At 54.8% G+C, this 21,221-nt stretch carries 20 protein-coding genes; 8 read left to right on the forward strand and 12 right to left on the reverse strand.

What is annotated here, in order from left to right; all coding sequences use genetic code 11:
* Positions 1-57: 57 nt before the first annotated feature.
* The 3 genes from E6C51_RS04160 to E6C51_RS04170 form a co-directional block, all read right to left on the reverse strand.
* Complete coding sequence (locus tag E6C51_RS04160) at positions 58-957, reverse strand: ABC transporter substrate-binding protein (protein ID WP_230987057.1); 900 nt, start codon at positions 955-957, stop codon at positions 58-60.
* A 173-nt stretch (positions 958-1,130) separates the two neighbouring features.
* Positions 1,131-2,525: a sensor histidine kinase gene (locus E6C51_RS04165; protein ID WP_190235144.1), complete on the reverse strand. Its 1,395-nt coding sequence runs from the start codon at positions 2,523-2,525 to the stop codon at positions 1,131-1,133.
* On the reverse strand, positions 2,509-3,189 hold the full coding sequence (locus tag E6C51_RS04170; RefSeq protein ID WP_146929796.1) for a response regulator transcription factor: 681 nt from the start codon (positions 3,187-3,189) through the stop codon (positions 2,509-2,511). Before E6C51_RS04170 ends, E6C51_RS04165 begins: the two co-directional genes overlap by 17 nt.
* A gap of 267 nt (positions 3,190-3,456) precedes the next feature.
* On the opposite strand from E6C51_RS04170, the gene E6C51_RS04175 reads away from it, so the two are divergent.
* From E6C51_RS04175 to E6C51_RS04185, 3 genes are all read left to right on the forward strand, one after another.
* Positions 3,457-4,428 (forward strand): Bug family tripartite tricarboxylate transporter substrate binding protein, encoded by a 972-nt coding sequence (locus E6C51_RS04175; RefSeq protein WP_230987058.1) that lies wholly within the window; start codon positions 3,457-3,459, stop codon positions 4,426-4,428.
* 250 nt (positions 4,429-4,678) lie between these two features.
* Complete coding sequence (locus E6C51_RS04180; protein ID WP_190235145.1) at positions 4,679-5,149, forward strand: tripartite tricarboxylate transporter TctB family protein; 471 nt, start codon at positions 4,679-4,681, stop codon at positions 5,147-5,149.
* Positions 5,150-5,179: 30 nt separating this feature from the next.
* The gene (locus E6C51_RS04185; protein WP_190235146.1) at positions 5,180-6,706 is read left to right on the forward strand and encodes a tripartite tricarboxylate transporter permease; all 1,527 of its coding nucleotides are present in this window, start codon (positions 5,180-5,182) and stop codon (positions 6,704-6,706) included.
* Between the two features lie 57 nt (positions 6,707-6,763).
* Here E6C51_RS04185 and E6C51_RS04190 read toward each other — a convergent pair whose 3' ends face one another.
* Positions 6,764-8,167 (reverse strand): L-serine ammonia-lyase, encoded by a 1,404-nt coding sequence (locus E6C51_RS04190; RefSeq protein WP_190235147.1) that lies wholly within the window; start codon positions 8,165-8,167, stop codon positions 6,764-6,766.
* A 388-nt stretch (positions 8,168-8,555) separates the two neighbouring features.
* Here E6C51_RS04190 and E6C51_RS04195 point away from each other — a divergent pair, with 388 nt between their 5' ends.
* The 3 genes from E6C51_RS04195 (at position 8,556) to E6C51_RS04205 (ending at position 10,993) form a co-directional block, all read left to right on the forward strand.
* A complete protein-coding gene (locus E6C51_RS04195) occupies positions 8,556-9,335 on the forward strand; it encodes a DUF599 domain-containing protein (RefSeq protein WP_190235148.1) in 780 nt (259 codons plus the stop codon).
* 204 nt (positions 9,336-9,539) lie between these two features.
* Positions 9,540-10,508: a DUF1624 domain-containing protein gene (locus E6C51_RS04200; protein WP_407920769.1), complete on the forward strand. Its 969-nt coding sequence runs from the start codon at positions 9,540-9,542 to the stop codon at positions 10,506-10,508.
* A gap of 11 nt (positions 10,509-10,519) precedes the next feature.
* Positions 10,520-10,993, forward strand: coding sequence for a methyltransferase family protein (locus E6C51_RS04205; protein ID WP_146929778.1), 474 nt, complete (start codon positions 10,520-10,522; stop codon positions 10,991-10,993).
* A 23-nt stretch (positions 10,994-11,016) separates the two neighbouring features.
* On the opposite strand, the gene E6C51_RS04210 is transcribed toward E6C51_RS04205, so the two are convergent.
* The 6 genes from E6C51_RS04210 to cobA all read right to left on the reverse strand — a co-directional run bounded on the left by E6C51_RS04210 (position 11,017) and on the right by cobA (position 17,319).
* Positions 11,017-11,409 carry a MerR family transcriptional regulator gene (locus tag E6C51_RS04210; RefSeq protein WP_186827641.1) on the reverse strand — a complete coding sequence of 131 codons (393 nt, stop codon included), beginning with the start codon at positions 11,407-11,409 and terminating at the stop codon, positions 11,017-11,019.
* Between the two features lie 176 nt (positions 11,410-11,585).
* The gene (gene mgtE / locus E6C51_RS04215; protein WP_146929774.1) at positions 11,586-13,001 is read right to left on the reverse strand and encodes a magnesium transporter; all 1,416 of its coding nucleotides are present in this window, start codon (positions 12,999-13,001) and stop codon (positions 11,586-11,588) included.
* 172 nt (positions 13,002-13,173) lie between these two features.
* Positions 13,174-14,154 (reverse strand): adenosylcobinamide-phosphate synthase CbiB, encoded by a 981-nt coding sequence (gene cbiB / locus E6C51_RS04220; protein WP_190235473.1) that lies wholly within the window; start codon positions 14,152-14,154, stop codon positions 13,174-13,176.
* Entirely contained in the window at positions 14,154-15,173 is a 1,020-nt protein-coding gene (gene cobD, locus E6C51_RS04225) for a threonine-phosphate decarboxylase CobD (protein ID WP_190235149.1), read from the reverse strand. Before cobD ends, cbiB begins: the two co-directional genes overlap by 1 nt.
* Positions 15,173-16,480 carry a cobyrinate a,c-diamide synthase gene (locus E6C51_RS04230; RefSeq protein ID WP_190235150.1) on the reverse strand — a complete coding sequence of 436 codons (1,308 nt, stop codon included), beginning with the start codon at positions 16,478-16,480 and terminating at the stop codon, positions 15,173-15,175. The genes cobD and E6C51_RS04230 overlap by 1 nt, the downstream gene beginning before the upstream one ends.
* On the reverse strand, positions 16,477-17,319 hold the full coding sequence (gene cobA / locus E6C51_RS04235) for a uroporphyrinogen-III C-methyltransferase (RefSeq protein WP_190235151.1): 843 nt from the start codon (positions 17,317-17,319) through the stop codon (positions 16,477-16,479). The genes E6C51_RS04230 and cobA overlap by 4 nt, the downstream gene beginning before the upstream one ends.
* Before the next feature lie 105 nt (positions 17,320-17,424).
* Between cobA and E6C51_RS04240 the strand changes: the two genes are divergently transcribed.
* Positions 17,425-18,543: a cobalt-precorrin-5B (C(1))-methyltransferase gene (locus tag E6C51_RS04240; RefSeq protein ID WP_190235152.1), complete on the forward strand. Its 1,119-nt coding sequence runs from the start codon at positions 17,425-17,427 to the stop codon at positions 18,541-18,543.
* Positions 18,527-19,234, forward strand: coding sequence for a cobalt-precorrin-6A reductase (locus tag E6C51_RS04245; RefSeq protein WP_190235153.1), 708 nt, complete (start codon positions 18,527-18,529; stop codon positions 19,232-19,234). Before E6C51_RS04240 ends, E6C51_RS04245 begins: the two co-directional genes overlap by 17 nt.
* 56 nt (positions 19,235-19,290) lie before the next feature.
* Here the strand turns inward: E6C51_RS04245 and E6C51_RS04250 are convergent, their stop codons facing one another.
* Together E6C51_RS04250 and E6C51_RS04255 are read right to left on the reverse strand one after the other, a co-directional pair.
* A complete protein-coding gene (locus E6C51_RS04250; RefSeq protein WP_230987059.1) occupies positions 19,291-19,836 on the reverse strand; it encodes a chemotaxis protein CheD in 546 nt (181 codons plus the stop codon).
* A gap of 378 nt (positions 19,837-20,214) precedes the next feature.
* Entirely contained in the window at positions 20,215-21,174 is a 960-nt protein-coding gene (locus E6C51_RS04255; protein WP_190235155.1) for a nucleoside hydrolase, read from the reverse strand.
* Between the last annotated feature and the right edge of the window lie 47 nt (positions 21,175-21,221).

The following is a 21,221-nucleotide window of genomic DNA, read 5'->3' on the forward strand; positions in this document are numbered from 1 at the left end:
CTCTTCGCCGGCCGCCGTAAAGCCTGTCGCAGTGAATAGCATTCGTTGCAACGGGCTTTAGCGCCTTAAAATAAGGTCTTGCCAATCGCGGATAAAACGGCGGCGCTGGGCTTCATCTTGTGCGGCCAAAAGCGCAGGGCCAATACGAATCGGCCTGCCGATGCCGGATTCAATCAATGACAATGGACCATCCACACCGGGCGGAAGATCAAAGCCATTGGCGAAGAAAAATGACTTGTCTCTCGCGGTTTTGCGTCCACGGACAGATAGCAAATAATTTAGAAAACGCGCCCCCAGATCGGGATTGGCAGCCCGCAAGGGGATCATCGCGCCTCGCGAGAGAATCAACGTATAGTCGCGTGGAACGACGATCTTGAGATCAGGATTCTTGAGATATGCCGCATAGGCGTAGGAGCCAAGCACGTTATAGGCAATGCGAATATTGCCGTTGGCAATTTCGCCCAGCACCTCATTGTTACAGCAGCGGATAACTGCCGTCGTTCGGCTCAGACTTTCCAGCAAGCGACCATAAACCGTGGGCGCAAGGCGAGCGTCATTGAAAGCCAGCAAATAACCGACGCCGGAGGCGTTGATATCATAGGTGCCAATACGCCCTTGATACTCACCTGGCTTGCGCCGAAGCAGATCCGCCAGCGCCTCGTGGCTTTTGGGCACATCTTCTTTCGGCACATGCCGCGCATCGTAGACAAACACCGCCGGCTCAAAGGTGAAGCCAAAAACCTCGTTTCGCCAATTGGCCCAGTCGGGCACCGATCCGGTCTCAACCGATTGATGAGCACGCGCGCATCCGTCATTGGCCAGCTTCACCAACTGATCAACCGATGAAGACAGCAGGATGTCTGCGGTTTGAGACGCATCGGTGCAGGCAACCACCGCCTCTCGAAAGAGATCATTGGTGACATAATCGGCTATTTCGACGGCGGTATTGGGTTCCATTTGTTGGAAATCCAGCACTAACGGCCGCATTGCTTCCAAATCCGTTGCCGCATGAATAATAAGCCGACTTTCCTCGTGCCTCTGCGCTGGAAACACAATTCGCTCGCCTTCAACGGCAAAAACCGAGGTGGCAGAAAGGCAAAGTGTGAGACACAAGAGTGATAATCGTCGGTTCATTCTGCACTCACATTATGTATGGGCAGCTCCAGAAACGTTGTGAATCCTGTCGTTTCGTTTTTTTGTCGAAAGCCAATCCTCCCACCCAGCGCCGATGCCACATCGGATGCAATGGCAAAGCCAAGACCGGATGTTTTGCCGTCAGAACTGTTGGAAACAAAACGCTGCGTCACTTGCGGCCACAGTTCGGGTGGAATGCCTGGGCCGTCATCTTCAACTTCCACTCGCGCCAGATTTCCTGCTCTTGCCACGCGCACATCCAGATGGCTCTGCATGCCGTGTTTCAATGCGTTATCAATGAGATTGGTAATGGCTTCGCGCAGGCTCAGCATATCGGCCATCACCGTCAAATCCTCATCAGGTGCCTCAAATGACACGACGGCGTCGGGATCGATGGTAATGGGAACGGAGGCGCGAAAGGCTTTGCGGGCAACATCATTCAGCGACATGGGGGACAGTTGCGCCGAATCAAAACGGTGAATGACCATAGCGTGGTTGAGCAGTTGATTGGTAAATCGCCCCAGTTCCGCCGCGCGGTCGCGCACGCGCTCCAGATGCCTGCGGTCTTCCGGCTGCAAATTGTCTTCGTTGATCAGGCTCACTTGCGCCGATAGCGCCGTTAACGGCGTTCGAATTTGGTGCGCGCTGTCGGCCACATAGCGTTGCAGCAGTTTGACCCGCTGATCCAGACGGACGATAAAGTGATTGATCGAAGAGACAAAAGGCGAAATCTCGCGCGGAACATCCACCCTCAGCGGGGTAAGATCCTGCGGATCTCGGCTTGAAAGGGCCGTTCCGAGATCGGCCAGAGGCTTGAGAGAGTAGCGCGCCGCCAGTGCCGTTGCGGCCATTGCCAAACCACTCATCACCGCCACCAGCAAAATTGCCCGTGTGGTTAGTTCTGACACAAGATCTTGGCGAGCTTCGGTGGTTTGCGCCAGCACAATATAGGTCCAGCCCGATTTACCGGCGTCAGCAAGGGCGCGCGCCACCGTGACAATACGAACATCCGCACCGCGAAATTCGCCGTCGCGCAAAACCGGCCCGGAATGACTTTCTTGAGCGCTGGCATCATTTTGCAGATCACCGTAGCCCGTCAAAGTCGCACCGTTTGGACCGATGACGCGATAAAATATCCGATCCCTGCCCGCCAACCCGAGCAATTCAAAGGCGGACGACGGCAGGGCGATTTTCATATCGCCATCGGTGATCACAAGGCTTTCCACCATCTGAAGTGCCGCACCAACCAGAATGCGATCATAGGCATCATCTGCGGCTGTGTGCGCATAGAGCCAGGCAGCACTGACGAGAGAGACAGCTCCCAGCAGGACAATAAAACCGGCGCGCACCATCAGGCGCGCAAACAACGATGCGTTATTGATTGCTGTCATCTGACACCAGTTGATAGCCAACGCCTCGGATGGTGACAATGCGCGCGGCGGCCCCCTCAAGTTTTTTGCGCAATCGCCCAACATAAAGCTCAACCGCGTTGGCTCCTGCGGCCTCTTCAAAGCCAAACAATTGGTCCAGCAATTCGTCTTTGCTAAAGACCTTGCCGGGACGCGATGCCAGAATCTCCAGCAATGTCATTTCGCGGCGCTTCAATTGCACCTCACGTTTACCCACTTTCACGCTTCGATTGGCGCGATCGAGGCTGACATCGCCGCAAGCAATGATGTTGGTGGCTTCGCCCCCGCTTCGACGGCGTAGCAATACGCGGGCCCTCGCCTCCAATTCTCTGAAATCAAAGGGCTTTACAAGATAATCGTCTGCGCCGAGGTCAAGCGCGCTGACCCGATCATCAATTTCTGATCGTGCTGTCAGCACCAGAACAGGCACTGTGTTTTTTGCCTGACGCAAGTTGCGCAAAACGGAGAACCCGTCCATTCCCGGCAACATCACATCCAGGATAACCAGATCGTAGTCTGTAAAAGACAGGATATCAGAGGCTTCTGCGCCATTGGTTTGCCAGTCCACCGTATGGCCGGTGGTCTGAAACCGGCGGCAGATTGCCTCGCCCACATCAACGGTGTCTTCAACCAATAAAATACGCATGATTGGCAGATTACACGTCGCGACACGCTTATCAAGCGAGATTACCCGATAAAACACCGTGACAGGATGGTGACAGAATTGGGGCGTAAGTTAGGCGAGCTTATTGAGGCGTTCCAGCCTGAAAAGCTCCGGGGAGGAAATCCGGAAAAGCAGTTTGGGTCGACGATGCCATCACGTTGTGGGATTTTTCGCTTGCTTTTTCGCAGCCCGCTTTGCGTGAGGGCAGAGCGCCAAACCGGATAATGAACGATAACGGGAGGACACCTGATGAACAAAATTTCCAAAGCAATGCTGACAGGCGCAATCTGTGCTGCTTTTTCTGGCACATTCGCGTTCGCAGAACCGACGAAGCCAGAATGCCTTGCTGGCGCAAAGCCGGGTGGTGGTTTTGATCTGACATGCCGCCTTGCGGCTAATGCACTGCTTGAAACAAAAGAGATTAAGCAGCCGATGGCCGTGACGTATATGGAAGGTGGCGTTGGCGCCGTGGCCTATAATCACGTCATTTCCAAGCGCTCCAAAGATGGTAATCTGATCAGTGCAGCATCGTCCGGTTCTGCACTTTTGCTCGCTCAGGGCAAGTTCGGTAAATATGACGAAAACGCAGTGCGTTGGCTGGGTGCGCTCGGTGCAGACTATGGCGTGCTCGTTGTTGCTGCCGACTCTCCTTATAAGACGCTGGGCGATCTGGTCGCTGCATACAAAGCCGATCCGTCAGGCTTCGCCATTGCTGGCGGCGGTGCTGTTGGTTCGCAAGACTGGATGAAGGGCTCACTGCTGGCCAAGGCTGCCGGCCAAGACCCGAAGAAAATGCGCTACGTTGCCCTTGAAGGCGGCGGCGCGGTTTTGACAGCCCTCGAAGGTGGTCACGTCAAGGTTGGCTCCGGTGATGCCGCTGAAATGGTCAAGCATCACGTTGCTGGCAAAATCCGCATTCTCGCCGTCATGTCGCCAGAGCGTCTTCCAGGCGAATTGTCGGGCGTGCCAACAGCAAAAGAACAGGGCTTTGACATCGATTGGCCCGTCTGGCGCGGCTATTATGTTGGCAAGGACGTTTCCGACGACGATTACAACTGGTGGGTCAAGGCCTTTGAAAAAATGAGCAAGACGCCAGAATTTGCAAAGGAACGTGAAGCGCGCGGTCTGTTCGAATTCACCTTGCTCGGCAAGGACTTTGAAGATCGCGTCAACTCGGACGTGACGAAGTTCAAGGTTCTGGCAAAAGAATCGGGCATGTAATCGCAGCCTATAAGTATTGTGTGTGCCGATCGTAGCCCGCACCCTCACCTCAATGATCCTCCGAAGACTTTGAGGGTAAAGCCCCCGCCATCTTGTTTCAGGGCGGCGGGGGCCGCCCTGTTTCAAGACATGTGGCCTACAGCCACTCTAAACAGGCCGACCATCAATTCCGGTAGAGACCCTTGTTTGGGTCAAATCAGGCATTGAGCGTATCATTCACCGCATTTTCATCATTCAAGGGGCCGACACTATGTCAGATACCCATTCTCCATCTTCCCGCGCTATCAAGCTGATCGGTCGCGCGTCTGGTCTGTGTTTGCTTGCCTTGGCAGTCGCCTATGGCATTGGCGGCTCTGTGATCGAATATTCATTCTCGTCTGACCCGCTCGGACCCCGCGTTTTTCCAATTGCTCTTGGCGTTATTCTTGGCCTGCTGGCACTTTTGCATCTCAAATCGCCCGGTGGTGCCGAAGGCTTCCCCGAGGGAAAGCTGCTGGTGCGCGTGCTGGCGATTCCGGTGCTGATGGTCATCACAGCGTTGCTGTTTGAGCCAGCGGGTTTTGCCGTTTCCATTTTCATTCTCACCTTCGGAACAGCGCTTATTTTTGGGGCGTCTCTTAAAATGTCGCTGATTGGTGGCGTTGGCCACGCAGCCCTATGGTGGGTCATTTTCTCCTATCTTCTGGAAGTCTATCTGCCTGCCGGCATGTGGCTTGGCTGAACAAAGACCTGAACCGGAAAGGAATTTCGCATGAGTTTCGATTATCTCTGGCATGGTTTTGCCGTAGCGCTGACCGGGCAGAACCTGCTGATCGGTTTTATTGGCTGCTTCATCGGTACGCTGGTTGGTGCGCTGCCTGCCATTGGCCCCATCAACGGCATCGCGCTTTTGCTGCCTATCGCCTACACAATGGGGCTCCCGGCTGAAAGCACGATGATTCTGCTGGCCTCCATTTACTGTGGGGCCGAATATGGCGGTCGTATTTCGTCAATTCTCCTCAATGTTCCGGGTGATGCCGGTGCGGTCATGACCGCCCTTGATGGTTACCCGATGGCCAAACAGGGGCGCGCTGGCGAAGCGCTGGCACTGTCCGGTCTTTCTTCTTTCGTTGGCGGCATTCTTGGCTCGATTGGTTTGGCACTGTTTGCGCCAATGATGGCCGGTCTCGCCATTGGTTTTGGTCCTGCCGAATATTTCGTGCTGATGGTGTTTGCCTTTGCAACACTCGGCTCCATGGTTGGCAGCCAACCTGTCAAAACTCTGATTGGCTGCACGCTCGGCCTGATGCTGGCAACGGTCGGTCTGGACGCAACGTCTGGTGCCTATCGTTTCACCTTTGGGGAAGCGGAGCTGGGCGATGGTATTGAATTTGTTGTTCTGGTGATTGGTCTTTTCTCAATCTCCGAAGCATTGATTATCCTTGAGTATCAGGGCCGTGGCTTCACGGTTATTCGTGAACTGGGCCGGATGACGGCTCGGATGACCGACATCGTAAAATGCACTGGTACAACGTTGAGAAGCTCGCTCATCGGTTTCGTTGTCGGTGTTTTGCCGGGCACAGGCGCATCTGTCTCCAGTGCAATTTCCTACACCACCGAAAAGCGGCTTTCCGACACTGAAGGCACGTTCGGTAAGGGCGACGTTCGTGGCCTTGCAGCACCGGAAGCCGCCAACAATGCCACAGCTTGCGGTGCGTTTGTGCCGATGTTGACGCTGGGTGTTCCGGGCTCCGGCACCACCGCTGTGATGCTGGGCGCGCTGATGCTGTACAACATTCAGCCCGGCCCGATGCTGCTCACCGAGCGCCCCGAAATCGTCGGCGGTCTTGTTGCCTCTCTGTTTGTTGGCAACTTTATTTTGCTGGCGTTGAACCTGCCATTGGTCAATATTTTTGCCCGCGTGCTGACCGTGCCCAATTGGTTGCTGGTGCCCGGCATTCTGGTGCTGTCGATTGTTGGTGTTTATTCCACCCACGCCTCGGTGTTCTCGATCTTCCTTATGCTTGGAATCGGTATGGCAGGCTGGCTGTTGCGAAAGGCCGGTTTTGATATGGCACCGATCATTCTTGGCTTTGTTCTGGGCCGGGTGATGGAAGTGAACCTGCGCAATGCGCTGGCAATCAGCGGTGGCGATGTCGCAATCCTGTTCCAGAGCACGATCTGCAATGTCCTGTGGGTCATGGCAATCGGCGTGGCACTCGTGCCAGTCTTCCTGTCGCGCCGTGCCAAGCGCCGTATGGCGGCGGCGGCAGAGGCCTCATCGCACGCTCCACAATAAATGCGCTAAGAAAGTTAAGGGCCGGGGCGATCAACATCACCCCGGCCCTTTTTTATATCAGCATTCCACCACATTGACCGCCAGACCGCCCAGCGAGGTTTCTTTATATTTCTCGCTCATGTCATTGCCCGTCTGGCGCATGGTTTCAATGCAGGCATCCAAAGGCACAAAATGGTTGCCGTCTCCCTTGATGGCCAAGGATGCCGCCGTGACCGCTTTGACGGCTCCAAGGGCGTTGCGCTCAATACAGGGCACCTGCACGAGACCAGCCACGGGATCGCAGGTCATGCCGAGATGATGTTCCAAGGCAATTTCAGCGGCATTTTCAATCTGTTCGGGGCTGCCGCCCATCACGGCCGCCAAACCGGCGGCCGCCATGGCCGCCGCCGAGCCAACCTCGCCCTGACAGCCAACTTCGGCACCTGAAATGGAGGCGTTGTGCTTGATAATTCCACCAATAGCAGCGGCCGTCAGCAAATAATCGCGCACGCCTTCCTGATCCGCATCAGGATGAAAATGCTTGTAATAACGAATGGTGGCTGGCATCACACCTGCCGCACCATTGGTGGGCGCAGTTACCACCCTGCCCCCGGCAGCGTTTTCTTCATTCACGGCCATGGCATAGACCGATAACCAGTCATTGGCCAAAAGCGGATTGAGGCGATTGGATCGCCATTCGTCCTGAAGCTTATCATGAATGGCCTTTGCGCGCCGCTTGACCTTAAGCCCTCCCGGCAAAGTTCCCTCTACACGTAAACCACGATCGATGCATCCGCTCATCGCGTCCCAAAGACGATCAAGGCCAGCATCAAGCTCTTCCCGGCTCATGGTCACTTCTTCATTGGCGCGCTTCATCTGGGCAATGGTCAAGCCCGAGGATTGCGCCATTGCCAGCATTTGCCGCGCACTGGAAAAGGGGTAAGGCACTTTTGTTCCGCTCGGGGCTGCTTTCTTGGCATTTTGCATGCCTGCCAGCTCGGTATCCGTCACCACAAAACCACCACCGATCGAATAATAAATCGCGGTCAGCAGCAACCGTCCCTGCTTGTCATAAGCCGAAAAGCGCATGCCATTGGCATGCCCCGGCAAAGGCGTCTTCTTATCCATCACCAGATCGGTGCTTGGTTGAAAATCATAGACGGGATGACCTGGAGGACAGATTTTACCGCTGCTTTGCACCGCGGACACAATGTCGTCCATGCGATCAGGATCGACCTTGTGCGGAGCTTCGCCGGTCAAGCCAATAATGACAGCACGGTCTGTGCCGTGACCAACACCCGTGTAGGCGAGAGAGCCATGCAGACTGACTTTCAAACCGGCCACTTCGGCACCTGCCGGGCGGGGCCATTCATTGGAAAGAATCAGATCGAGAAAGCGCAATGCGGCGGACATAGGCCCCATTGTGTGAGAGCTGGAAGGTCCAATACCAATCTTGAAGACGTCAAACACGGAGAGAAACATGGATGGCCTTTTTGAAGCAGCCCGGTGCGGGCGTGTGGTTCGTGCCTGGGCGAATGGGTAGGGAAAGCCCAATTTCAGGGCAAGTGTAAAGGACAGTCAGCCATTTTCATGATGAAGGATCGACATAAGCTCAATCCGCTGCGACATCCCTATCAATAAAAACAGCGCGGCTTTTATCAAGCCGCGCTGTCGTCCCCCGCCGAGAAATGAGTAAGCCCACCTACAAGCGGTAAGGTTGAGCACCTTCCCCCGAAAGGCTCAACCATAGGCATAGAATATCGAATACGCTTTCTCAACAGTTAACCGCTATTGTTTTTCACAAAAGCCGCATATCACTGGCTTGATAAAGCAAAACAGTTAATTTTTGACGAGAGAGGCGCAAACACCCATGACCAATCTGGATTATTGCGCTCTGGTGCTGTTTGGCGCGAGCTGGTTGCTGTTTGCTTCACTTACCAGTGGCCGCATCGCTCTGCCGCGGCCAAGTCTGACCAAAGTGATGTCCATGCGCCGTCGCATGTGGATTTACAATGCAATCAAACGCGACCTTCGCATGATCGATACGCAAATTATGGCCGGATTGCAAAATGGAACGGCGTTCTTTGCATCCACCTCCATTATTGCCATGGGCGGTTGCTTTGCCATGCTGGGCGCAACTGACGAAGTTGACGCCGTGTTGCGCGACCTGCCCTTTGTGGGGGTTGGTGGACGCGTGGCGTTTGAATTCAAGGTCTGCGGCCTTATCGCCATTTTGGGCTATTCGTTTTTCAAATTTGGCTGGTCCTATCGCCTGTTCAATTATTGCACCATCCTGTTTGGATGCTTGCCCATGGCCGAAGAAGCACGCCGCAATCCAGAACGTACCAAGCGTGATGCCGAAGCCGTCATTGCCATCAACATCATTGCGGGCATGAATTTCAATGCGGGATTGCGGGCAATTTTCATGTCCATCGGCTATCTCGGCTGGTTCCTGAATGCCTATATGTTTATGGTCATGACAGTCTTCATTTTTTCGGTGCTGGTCCATCGCCAGTTCTTTTCCAGTGCCCGTCTGGCTGTGATGGCACAAACCGAGCTGGATGGCGCAGAAATTGGCGTTGAAAGCCATGAAAAAGACGAGTTTCAAGGCTCTGCCAAACAGGCATCTACGCTGCCGCATAGCTCCTGACGCGGGAATCTGATTAGGAGTTCCGCAGGCAAACAGGTGCAACAATAGCTTTCAGATAAGGCTTGCTGCATTTTTACTGCATAATTCCTTAAATCGGAATCGATTTAAGGAGAAAATTATGCAGCAGTTTTAAAGTGCTACAGCACCGTGCGCCATATATGGCGCACGGTGCTGTAATCGTCGATCCAGCATGAAGGAAATATCGTGGGCGTTCAAACCACTTCGACGCAACCGGGGAAAGCAACAATCCGCATTGGAATGCTGGATGGTTTGCGCGGCCTTGCTCTGCTGGCCATGGCATCCTATCACTTCACCTGGGATCTGGAGTTTTTCGGCTATATCGAACAGGGCACAGCGGTCACCGGCCCCTGGAGGCTCTATGCGCGCTGCATTGCCTCGACATTCCTGTTTCTCGTCGGCTTCAGCCTGTTTCTCGCCCATGGTCACGGTATCCGCTGGCAAGCATTTGGCAAGCGTCTGGGACAAATCGCAGCAGCAGCAGTTTTAATCTCCATCGTTACCTATTTCGTCATGGGCGACGGCTGGATCTTCTTTGGTATTTTGCACGGCATTGCGCTGATGAGCGTGTTTGCACTGCCGTTTTTGCGATTGCCTGCCGCGTTGACCCTCGTGGTGGCGGTGTTGTCGTTTGTCCTTCCCGCCTACGCCCGCTCGCCAGTATTTGACCATGCGATGTTCTGGTGGCTTGGCTTGTCTGAAAATCTGCCCCGCTCAAACGACTATGTGCCGCTGTTTCCTTGGTTTGCGGCTGTCCTCGCCGGAATTGCCGCGGCACAGATTGCAGATAAATTCGGTTTGCTTCAGCGATTGGCGACGGTTCCCGCCGGGCCGCGCATTCTGTCACTGGCCGGGCGTCACAGCATGGCGTTTTACCTCATCCATCAACCAGTCTTGATTGCACTGGTCTATCTGGCATCGCTTCTGGCGCCGCCTCCACCACCGGATCGGGCGGCGGAATATAGCCGCAGCTGTCAGCAATCTTGCGTGGCGGGCGGCAGTGCTGCGAATTTTTGCACGCAGTTTTGCGGCTGCACATTGGGGAAATTGCAAGACCAAAAGCTGCTGCAACCACTCCAGTCTGGCGCAATCATAGCAACGCAAGATGAAAGGGTCCTGAAGCTGGCACGGGAATGTACGATCGCCAGCCAATAAAGGGTCCTCACATGAACTACCGTATGAAGCCGCTAAAATACCCATGGCCGCCGCTTCTGTATATCGGTGCCTGTGTTACTGCCTTGTTGCTTGATGATTATGTTGCGATTGCCCCTCTGATTGATCCAAAGGGGACAATTGCTTTGACAGCCGGTGCAATGATTGCCACCGGCGCGATTGCCTTCAATGTTTGGGCAATCCATACACTGATGTTGCATTATACATCGCTGAGCCTGCATCAATCCAGACGCCCGCTGATCACAGATGGGCCTTATCGATACAGCCGCAATCCCATCTATCTCGGCTATACGCTTCTGATGGTGGCATGTGGCTTGATGCTGGGCAATGGCTGGCTGATGATTGCGGCCCCCATTGCCGCTCTTCTGACAACGCTCATTGCCATTCGCTACGAAGAATTGCACCAGCTGGTGCGTTTTGGGGTGGATTTTGAGCGCTATTGCCAACGCACACGGCGATGGATTTAAATTTCAAAACGGTGTCGGGTCAGTTATGAGCCGACACCAATTTCCACCAATCGGGTCAGGCAGGCTTCTTCAGCCTGATCCAGTTCTGCAAGGGTCTCGTCGATATCCTTGCGTTTTTGGCGCAGCTCGTCACGCTTTTCATCGATACGCGCCATCATCAGTTTCAGCTGACCAATCTCGCCGGGTGGCTGTTTATAAACCTGAATGATCTCCCGGATTTCGGCGACGGTAAAACCAATGCGGCGAGCGCGCAAAATCTCTTTCAGCATGTGGCGGTCAGCCCCACGATAAACACGGGTACGGCCCTTGCGTTCGGGCTGAAGCAAGCCTTCGTCTTCGTAAAAACGCAGGGTTCGCGTGGAAACGCCAAACTCGCGCGTTAACTCGGTGATGCTGTAATATTTCTTCAAGGCCATAAGATTCCGTATCCGTCGGACCGCAATGATATTAACTTTGACGTAAAAGTCAATTTTTTCATTGCATCGGTTCGAAAGACACCTGATGCCGTAGCGCTATAAACTTGCTGCATAACTTTCTCCTTAAATCGATTCCGATTTAAGGAATTATGCAGTAACGCAATAGTTTGGTGGCGTTATATCGAAAACCACCAGCTGGCGAGGCCAAGAAACGAGAAAAAGCCGGTAATATCCGTGACCGTTGTTACAAACACCGCAGAGGACACAGCCGGGTCGGCCCCTATTTTATCCAGCAACAGAGGAATAAGGATGCCTGCAATGGCTGCGGCCATCATGTTGATCAGCATTGCTGCGGCAATAATACCGCCAATATTGACATCATGGAACCAAAAACCGGCAAACAGACCAATCAGCAGCCCAAAAACCACACCATTAATCAGCCCCACACCGGCTTCACGACGCACAACACGCCATGCATTGTGAATGTCGAGATTGCGGGTGGCGAGCGCACGCACGGTCACGGTCATGGTTTGCGAACCGGCATTGCCCCCCATGCCTGCCACAATCGGCATAAGAACGGCCAAGGCCACGATCTGTTCAATGGTTGCCGAAAACAGCGAGATGACGGAAGCCGCCAAAATCGCCGTCACCAAATTCACCGCCAGCCATGAGACGCGAGACCGCGAAATTTCCGGAATGCTGTCCGACAGTTCTTCGTCACCCACCCCGCCAAGGCGCATCAAGTCTTCTTCGGCTTCTTCCTGAATAACGTCAACCACGTCATCAATGGTCAGAACGCCGACCAGACGACCACTCTCATCCACCACAGCGGCAGACAGCAAGTCATATTGCTCAAACACCTGCGCCGCCTCTTCCTGGTCCATTTCGGCCGGAATCGGGTGGTTTGTGTCGCGCATAATGCCTTCAATCTTCTCCATGCGCTTGGTGCGCAGGATACGATCAAGATTGACCACGCCCAGCAGTTTGAACGTGGGATCGATGACGAAAATCTGAGTGAAGCTTTCGGGCAATTCCTCTTCGTCGCGCATGTAGTCAATGGTTTGGCCCACCGTCCAAAAAGGCGGCACAGCCACAAACTCCGTCTGCATACGACGACCAGCCGAGCTTTCCGGGTAATCCAGAGCCCGGCGCAATCGCACCCGCTCTGTAAACGGCAGCTGGGCCAGAATTTCGTCGCGATCTTCCTGATCGAGGTCTTCAAGAATGTAGACCGCATCGTCCGAATCGATCTCGCCAATCGCTGCCGCAATCTGCTCATTGGGCATTTGATCGACGATCTGCATACGGATGGATTCATCCACCTCCGTCAGCGCCGTCATGTCGAAGTCGTCACCCAGCAGGGTGATCATCGGCAAGCGCTGATCGGGATGGATTGCTTCGATCAGATGGCCAAGCTCTGATTCATGCAGCGAGGCGACATTCTCGCGCAAAAACAGCACATCGCGGTCAGCAATGGCCGCTCCGACGAGCGTCAGGAAATCGCTGCGGATGGAACCATCCTCATCATAAATATCGTCAGGTTCCGCACTGCGCAGATGTCCGGGCCTTACCTGCTCATCAATATCGGTCATGGCTTGGCTCCCGGTCTTTGAGAATCGGAGGATAGTTGATCACCACAGCCATATCCAAAACTCATTGATAGAAAATGGTATAACCGGAAAAAACATGCCGGCGGGAGTGGGTTCATGAAAATTCATGGTACCTGCGGATAGATAGAGCAACATCCAACAGAATACAGGCTCTTCAGCCAATAAAATTCACGCTGGAACAAAGGGCAACGAGAGCAAGTCCGACCCACCACGCACGGTCCATCAAAGCAATGCCGCTCAGGATGTCAGATGCGCCAATCTTGCGCCGCCCGGCTGCATTCATCATCGGCTCACTCACCCTTTCGCCGCCATAGACCCGCGGGCCAGCCAAGGCCACATCCAGAGCGCCTGCCGCTGCGGCTTCGGGCCAGCCAGAGTTGGGTGAGCGATGCAGACCATGATCGCGCATCATCACGTTGATACAGCGGCTTGCGGCATGGCCGCCAGCCATCAACCACGCACCGCCCGCAATCAAAAAACCGGACAGTCTTGCCGCAGGCCAATTGGCCACATCATCCAGCCGGGCTGCGACCCAGCCGAAATGCAGGTATTTTTCTGATTTATGACCAATCATTGAATCGGCCGTATTCAGCATTTTATAAGCCAGCAGGCCGGGAAGGCCGAGCACGGCATACCAAAAGGCCGGGGCCACCACGCCATCGGCGAAGTTTTCCGACAGACTCTCCAAGGCAGCACGGCTCACCCCTGCCTCATCCAAGGTGGAGGGGTCTCGACCCACAATCATCGACACAGCTTTTCGCCCGCCCTCAAGCCCGTTGCAGCGCAAACCATTTGCCACCGCACGCACATGGTCGAGCAAGCTTTTCTGCGCCAGAAACACCGCCGTCACCACCACTTCGAGGGCGGCCCCCAGAGGGCCAAGCGCCATGAAAACGTAATGTAAAAGCGCACCGACCGCCACGCTGATCAGCAGCAGCAGCACAATCGAGAGTGCTCCAAAAACACGACGGGACGTGGCAGGCCGCGATGGGCGGTTCAGCAAGCGATCGAAGAAGGAAATTCCTGCCCCAAACACAACAACCGGATGCGGCAGGCGCGACCACAGCCAAGGCGGGTCTCCAACCAAACGATCCAGCACAAGCGCCAGCCCCAACACAAGCAGCTGATACTCCATCAAGGCTGCGCTCCGCTTTTGGCCATCCATTTTTTGAGGGATGCCGCCAACCGCCGATCACCACCGTCATCAGGGGAGAGGCCAACGCGAAGCCAATGGGAATTATAATCAAAAATCCGGGTCAGGATGTGATCTTGGCAAAAATGGTCATGCAGCTCTGACGCCTGCGCATGCTCGACCAAAGAAAACAGCGGCGTACTGCCTGCAATCTTTAAACCGGCCCCCGCTAAAATCCGCTGAAGAGCAGCACTTCGATGGGCAATCTGTTGGCGGATCACATCCGCATCGCCCCGCAACAAATGGGAAGCAACCGCCAGCGCCGGTCCAGACACGGCCCAGGGGCCGAGCCCGTCGGTGAAGATTTGCGATATTGCATCCCCCGCGATCACAAACCCAAGGCGCACTCCGGCCATGCCAAAAAACTTGCCAAAGGAGCGGAAGATCACAAGATTATCGTGCTGTTCAACTGCCGGCGCGAGAGAAAGCGCAGGCTGGCAATCGCCAAAGGCTTCATCCACCACCAGCACTCCGCCCCAGTTTCGCAAGATCATCGCCAACTCAATCAACACGGACGGCTCAAACACCCGGCCGGTTGGATTGTTGGGATTGACGACCACAACCAGGCCATGGTCTTGGCTGATGTCATCCAAACTGTTGATGCGATCGACCGGAATGGCATTGAGCGCAAAACTGCGGCCATATTCGCCATAGGTAGGCGATAAAATAGCGGCGCGCTTGCCGCGCTTTAACAGCCTTGTCAAAAGCTGAATGGCGGATTGTGTGCCCGGCACAGCCAAAGGCAGGATTTTGCCGCTGCCATAAAAATCGCGCGCAGCTGCCTGCGCATCCTCCTCAAGCTCACGATCCGGCAAGCGGTGCCAAACCCTTGGCTCAAGGGCGGGCAAAGCGGGCGGACACGGGTTGATGCCCGTGGAAAGGTCCAGCCAGTCGCTTATGCGTCCACCATAGCGGGCAGAGGCTGCCGCCAAACCGCCGCCATGTTTAATAGCACCCGCCATCACGCGCCCTCACCCGCAATATCAATGATATGCATGTAAGAGCCGGCAATCATGCCACGGCGAAGCCCAACACTGCCCAGACTATTGCCCAAGGCATCCTGCGCTTCAAACAGCCGGTCAGCATCCCCTTCAAATGTGGCGGTCGAATAGTGAAACTCATGTCCGGTCATGGTTTGTGTGAAAAAGTCCGTGGCAAGCGGTTTGAGTCTGCGATAGCCGAGATGGCGTTTGCGCTCGGCAAAGCTGGTGTTGAGCGGCAGAAGGCCGAGCATGGCGTGATCAACGCCTTGCGCATCGGTCAAGGCATCGCCCAGCACCATATAACCACCGCATTCGCCAAAAATCTTCACGCCGCGCCCGGCCGCTTCCAGCATGCCTTGACGAAATTGCAAAGCGTGGGCAAGCGCTCCAGCATGCAGTTCAGGATAGCCACCCGGCAGATAAATTGCGTCTGCGTCCCGTGCCGGGGCCTCGTCATTGAGCGGTGAGAAAAACGAAATCTCAGCGCCGCGCCGCCGCCAGCCAAGCAACATGTGATCATAACAAAAGGCAAATGCCCGATCGCGCGCCACGGCAATTTTTGCCCCAAGAGGCCGCAACCGGTCAATATTGGCAGTGGATTCCCGATCAGGACTGCGCGTTGCAGCCCGAACAATGGCATCCAGATCGCAGCCCTTGGCCACCACCTGAGCAGCGCGATCAATGAAGCCATCGAGATCGGCATTTTCAGCCGCCTGAACCAGCCCCAGATGGCGCTCAGGCAATGCAAGTGTGGTATCTGTGCGAATAACACCCAGCACGGGCATGCGAATATCATCCAGCGCCTGCCGCAGCATTGCTTCATGCCGATCGCTGCCGACGCGATTGAGAATGGTGCCGACCACCAGCACGCCGGGGCGAAAATCGGCAAATCCTTTGACCAGCGCCGCAACAGAATGGGAAGTTTTGGCGCAATCGACCACCAGCACCACAGACAGATCAAGCATACTGGCAAGATCTGCGGCAGAGCCGGTGCCATCTGCGGCCCCATCAAACAAGCCCATCATTGCCTCAATCACCAGCTTGCGCCCACCACTGCGATGCAGGGCGGCGTTGGCGACAATCAATTCCTCGCGCATGGCCCATGGGTCAAAATTGAGGCAGGTTTCTCCGCTTGCAGCGACATGAAAAGCGGGGTCGATGTAATCCGGTCCCGCCTTGCCGGGAGCCAGTGCCCGACCGGCCTGTTTCAGTGCCCGCAACAATCCAAGCGTGATGGTGGTTTTGCCTGAGCCCGAGGAGGGCGCGGCGATCAAAAGTCCACTCATCGGCTCACTCCTTGCTTGCTCTTGGCAAAAGGATCGGTTTGCAAAACACGGCCAGATAGCGCGCCCAGCCAATCCAGTGAAGCCCTCAGGCGCACCACCTCGCCAACCACAACAATGGCCGGAGGCTCGACGGACTGATCGCGCAAGACCGACTCCGCTTCGCCCAAGGTGGTTTCCACCACCCGCTGCTTTTGGGTTGAGGCATTGCAAACAAACGCCAAAGGCTCATCATGGCTTCTGCCTGCGGCTATCAACTGCTTGGTGATAAAGCCAATATGCTTCATGGCCATATACATCACAATCACCGGCGCACCCTTGGCAATCGCTTGCCAGTCGATCTGCTTCGGCACTGCGCCCGTTGCATCATGGCCAGTCAAAAATGTCACGGCATAATTGGCATCGCGGTGCGTCACCGGAATACCGGCATAGGCCAAACCGCCAATGCCTGCCGTGACACCGGGCACGATGCGAAAGGGAATTCCATTCTCAACCAGCGTCAGCGCTTCTTCGCCACCGCGACCAAACACAAAGGGATCGCCGCCCTTGAGCCGCAGAACCCTTTTGCCTTCCCGCGCCAGCTCCACCAGACGCATTGAAATATCATGCTGTTTGGCAGAGGGCTTGCCGCCGCGCTTGCCCGCAAGCTCCAGCGCGGCCTTTGGCCTTGCAAGAGAGAGGCAGGCAGCATCCACCAAAGCATCATGCACAATCACATCCGCCTGTCTGAGCGCGTGCGCGGCAAGCAGTGTCAAAAGACCCGGATCACCGGGGCCTGCACCCACCAGCCACACGTGCCCCTGCTCAAGCTCTGGCAATTGCTGAAAGAGATCATCTGTCATGGTTCCAGCTCTATGCTGCCATGGTCAAAAATGCAATCGCGAGCCCCACCTTCCCCCGACATCACTCATTGATTATAAAGGGCTATGATTGATCCGGCGCAGCCCATGACAAGCACGATTGACAAGCACGATTCCAAAGCCCCGCGAAAGCCTCAAGGGCCGCTTCGCACTGGCTGGACCACAGGTGCCTGCGCAACGGCATCCACCAAGGCAGCGCTGACGGCTCTGCTGACTGGCACCTTCCCGGACCCGGTCAGCATACATCTGCCGGGTGGGCAGGAACCTGCCTTTGCGCTGGCGCTGGAAGCCAGCGGAGAAGGCTGGGCCAAGGCGGGCATTATCAAGGACGCCGGTGATGACCCGGATGTTACCCATGGTGCCACGGTTATTTCGCACGTGCGCCTGCTGCCGACCGGGCATGGCATCCAGTTCAAAGCGGGCGATGGCGTTGGCACAGTGACCAAGCCGGGTCTGCCTTTGGCCATTGGCGAACCCGCCATCAATCCAGTGCCACGCGCCATGATGGTGAGTGAAGTCGAAGCGCTCATGGCCGCCAACAGTTTGGCGGCTGATGTCGAAATCACCATTTCCATTCCCGGCGGACAGGAGATGGCGCAAAAGACATGGAACCCGCGTCTTGGCATCGTCGGTGGCCTTTCCGTTCTGGGCACCACCGGCATTGTCCATCCGTTTTCTTGTGCTGCATGGATTCACTCCATCCACCGTGGCATTGATGTGGCGCGCGCCATGGGCCTAAAACACGTGCTGGGCGCAACCGGCTCAACCTCGGAAAAGACCGCGCAAAAGCTTTATAATCTGCCCGATCAAGCCCTGCTGGATATGGGGGATTTTGCTGGCGGACTGTTGAAATATTTACGCCTACACCCCGTGGAGCGGCTTACAATAGCGGGAGGGTTTGCGAAAATGAGCAAGCTTGCCCAAGGGGCGCTGGATCTGCACTCATCACGAAGTCAAATTGATAATTTATTTATGAAATCAATAGTTTATGATGAATACTTAAATGAAAACATTATAAATCAAATTCAAAATGCAAATACAGCACTTGAAATCCTTGAAATATCAAAAGAAATCGGATTCGATATCGCCAAACCTATTGCGGAACGCGCCTTAAACACAGCACGTGCTACGCTGCGTGATGCCGACATTTCAGTGGATATCATCATAACCGACCGAAAGGGCGAAATCCTTGCCCGGGCGTGTTGAGAGATATCTTATTCTGGGCGGGACAGCCGAAGCCGCCAGCCTTGCTGCCACATTGACGCAGGCAGGTGAAGCCGAGGTCATCACCTCGCTGGCGGGGCGCACTGCATCTCCCGAGCCCCTGCCCGGCCTCGTGCGCATCGGCGGATTTGGCGGTGTTGACGGCTTGGTTGGTTATCTGAGAGCCGAAAGCATCACCCGCGTTTATGATGCCACCCATCCGTTTGCCAGAACCATATCTGCCAATGCCGCAGCGGCCTGTCAGCAAACCGGCATTCCCCTGCATGTCATGACACGGCCGATGTGGCAACAGCATCCAGACGATATGTGGATCAACGTTGATACGCTGGAGCAAGCAGTGAAGGTGCTGCCGGAAAATGCGAGGGTATTTTTAGCACTTGGCAGGCAGTATATTGAGGCGTTTTCCCACCGCAAAGACTGTCACTTTGCTCTGCGCATGGTCGATGCGCCAGTGCATGATCCGGGGTTTGCAGATGCTCACATTATTTTGGGCAAGGCGCAGGCTGATTGGACCAAAGAAAAGCAGATGCTAGAGAGCTTCAATATCACCCACGTGGTGGCGCGCAACTCTGGCGGTGATGCGGGTTATGGCAAGATTATCGCGGCCCGCGCACTGAGAATTCCCATCGTCATGATTGGCCGAAGCTGCAACGTTGCACCTGCAAAAACGTAAAGCAGCCTGAGATAGTAGCCTACAGTGGCCTTCGCCATATATGGCGCACAGCAAACTCAGAGCGGTAAAACTCTTTTCAATTGAATGACTTTTGACGGGGTCGCGATTTTTTCTGGCTTCAATGGCAGGTACTCAGCCTTACCAGAGACAGGCCAATAATTCAGCTTGCAGCCTGAAACGCCGCCAAACTGCGTTTCAATCACAGCGATCCGCTTTTGAGCAAGGAAAGCTAAAGCAAAACGCACGTTTCGCTCACCCACATTATAATAGGAATTCCAAGGACTTGCGCCGCCAAATACCTTGGCTTCCAGCCGCCGAAGGTCTGCACCATGCGCGAGCAGGTCATCGACCAATTGATTCATAAGGTGCGAACCATAACGCGACACATCGCCACCCACAGGCGCACCGCTTGGCGTATGCGGTTCCGGGAGAACAAAATGATTCATACCGCCAATGCCCAGCTTGGGATCACGAATGCAGGCTGACACACAGGATCCCAGCACTGTGGTGATCACCGCATTTGGGTCACCAAGCACAACATATTCTCCTTGAGCTATGGATACGCGGCGCATCTTGCCGGGCACCGCTCCATCTTGTGTCATACCCATAATCAACACTGAACTCTCACGCAATTTCATTAGACCAATTGCACTCGATTAATTTATTATATTCTAAATATCAAACAAAGCATCCACGCGCAATGATGCATGTGCCAGGCCCATTCAATTCGGAAAGGCCAGTTATCAAGTTGTGTTATACAACGCAACACAATTTAACACATAGTAAGCTCTGCTGACTATTTTATATCATGGAAATCATGCAAATATGGTGTCTGCTTGGTTCAGATTGAACCAAACAGACATGTCTTTCCCATTTTTGTTTACCGGTTTAGCAAAAGCAATGTCTGCTTTTGCTACTGCATAATTCCTTAAGTCGGAATCGATTTAAGGAGAAAATTATGCTGCAAGTGCACCCTGCCCTCAGCTCTCTTGCACAGAAACAATCGTGTCGTGGATCAGCTTCAATACCGCATTTGCATCAATATCGACGCAGGCATTCTGGCTCGGCAGATTGTCCCAATCGCTTGGACCAAAGCCCATATGGTCTGGCTTTTGAATGGTTTGCCCATCAGCAAGGCCACCGCAGATAACGCGCATTGCGCCACTGCGGGTTTTAAACAGCTCCGGTGCCACAACATAGGCACAGGCGCAAGCATCATGCACCACCATGCCATCGGGCACCCGGCTCTCATAAAACTTGATATAGAATTGTGAGAGATCAAACAGCAATTCAGCGCGTTTGCCAGCCGCATCGCGAATATCAGCCAATTGCTGACGGGTCATGACTGTGCGGGTGGTGACATCCAGACCAACCACCACAACCGGCCATGTGGCGGTCAACACGATGTCTGCGGCTTCTGGATCGCCATGGATATTGGCCTCCGCGGCAGGTGTTACATTGCCGTTTACATCAAAGGCACCGCCCATGATCACAATCTCTTTGACCAGTGAGACAATCTCCGGGTCTTCCTTGAGGGCATTGGCAAGATTGGTCATGCGGCCAACCGCAACCAGCGTTACCTCGCCGGGATTTTCGCGAATGGTATCGACAATAAACCGATGAGCGGGACGCGAATCCAGTGGCACATCCACCACATCCGGCACGCCAATATTGCCCAGCCCATCATCGCCATGGATGAATTTTGGCGGCTCGTGGCTAACACGATGCGGAATGAAAGTCTCGCCTGCACCACGCGCGACAGGCGCATCAATATTCCATTCGCGCTTGAGATAGAGCGCGTTCCGTGTGGTGGTCTCAATGGTGGCGTTGCCAAACACGGTGGTGATGCCCAAAAGGTCAATCTCTGCATGGTGATGCAGGAAAAGCAGGGCCATGGCATCATCAACGCCGGGGTCTGTGTCAAAAATCACCTTATGCATCGCTCAATCCTTCAACCTATCTTCTCGCAGACATTACCGCGCTTATG

It is taken from the genome of Gillisella terrae (genome assembly GCF_004801395.1).
GTDB lineage: Bacteria > Pseudomonadota > Alphaproteobacteria > Rhizobiales > Rhizobiaceae > Allorhizobium > Allorhizobium terrae.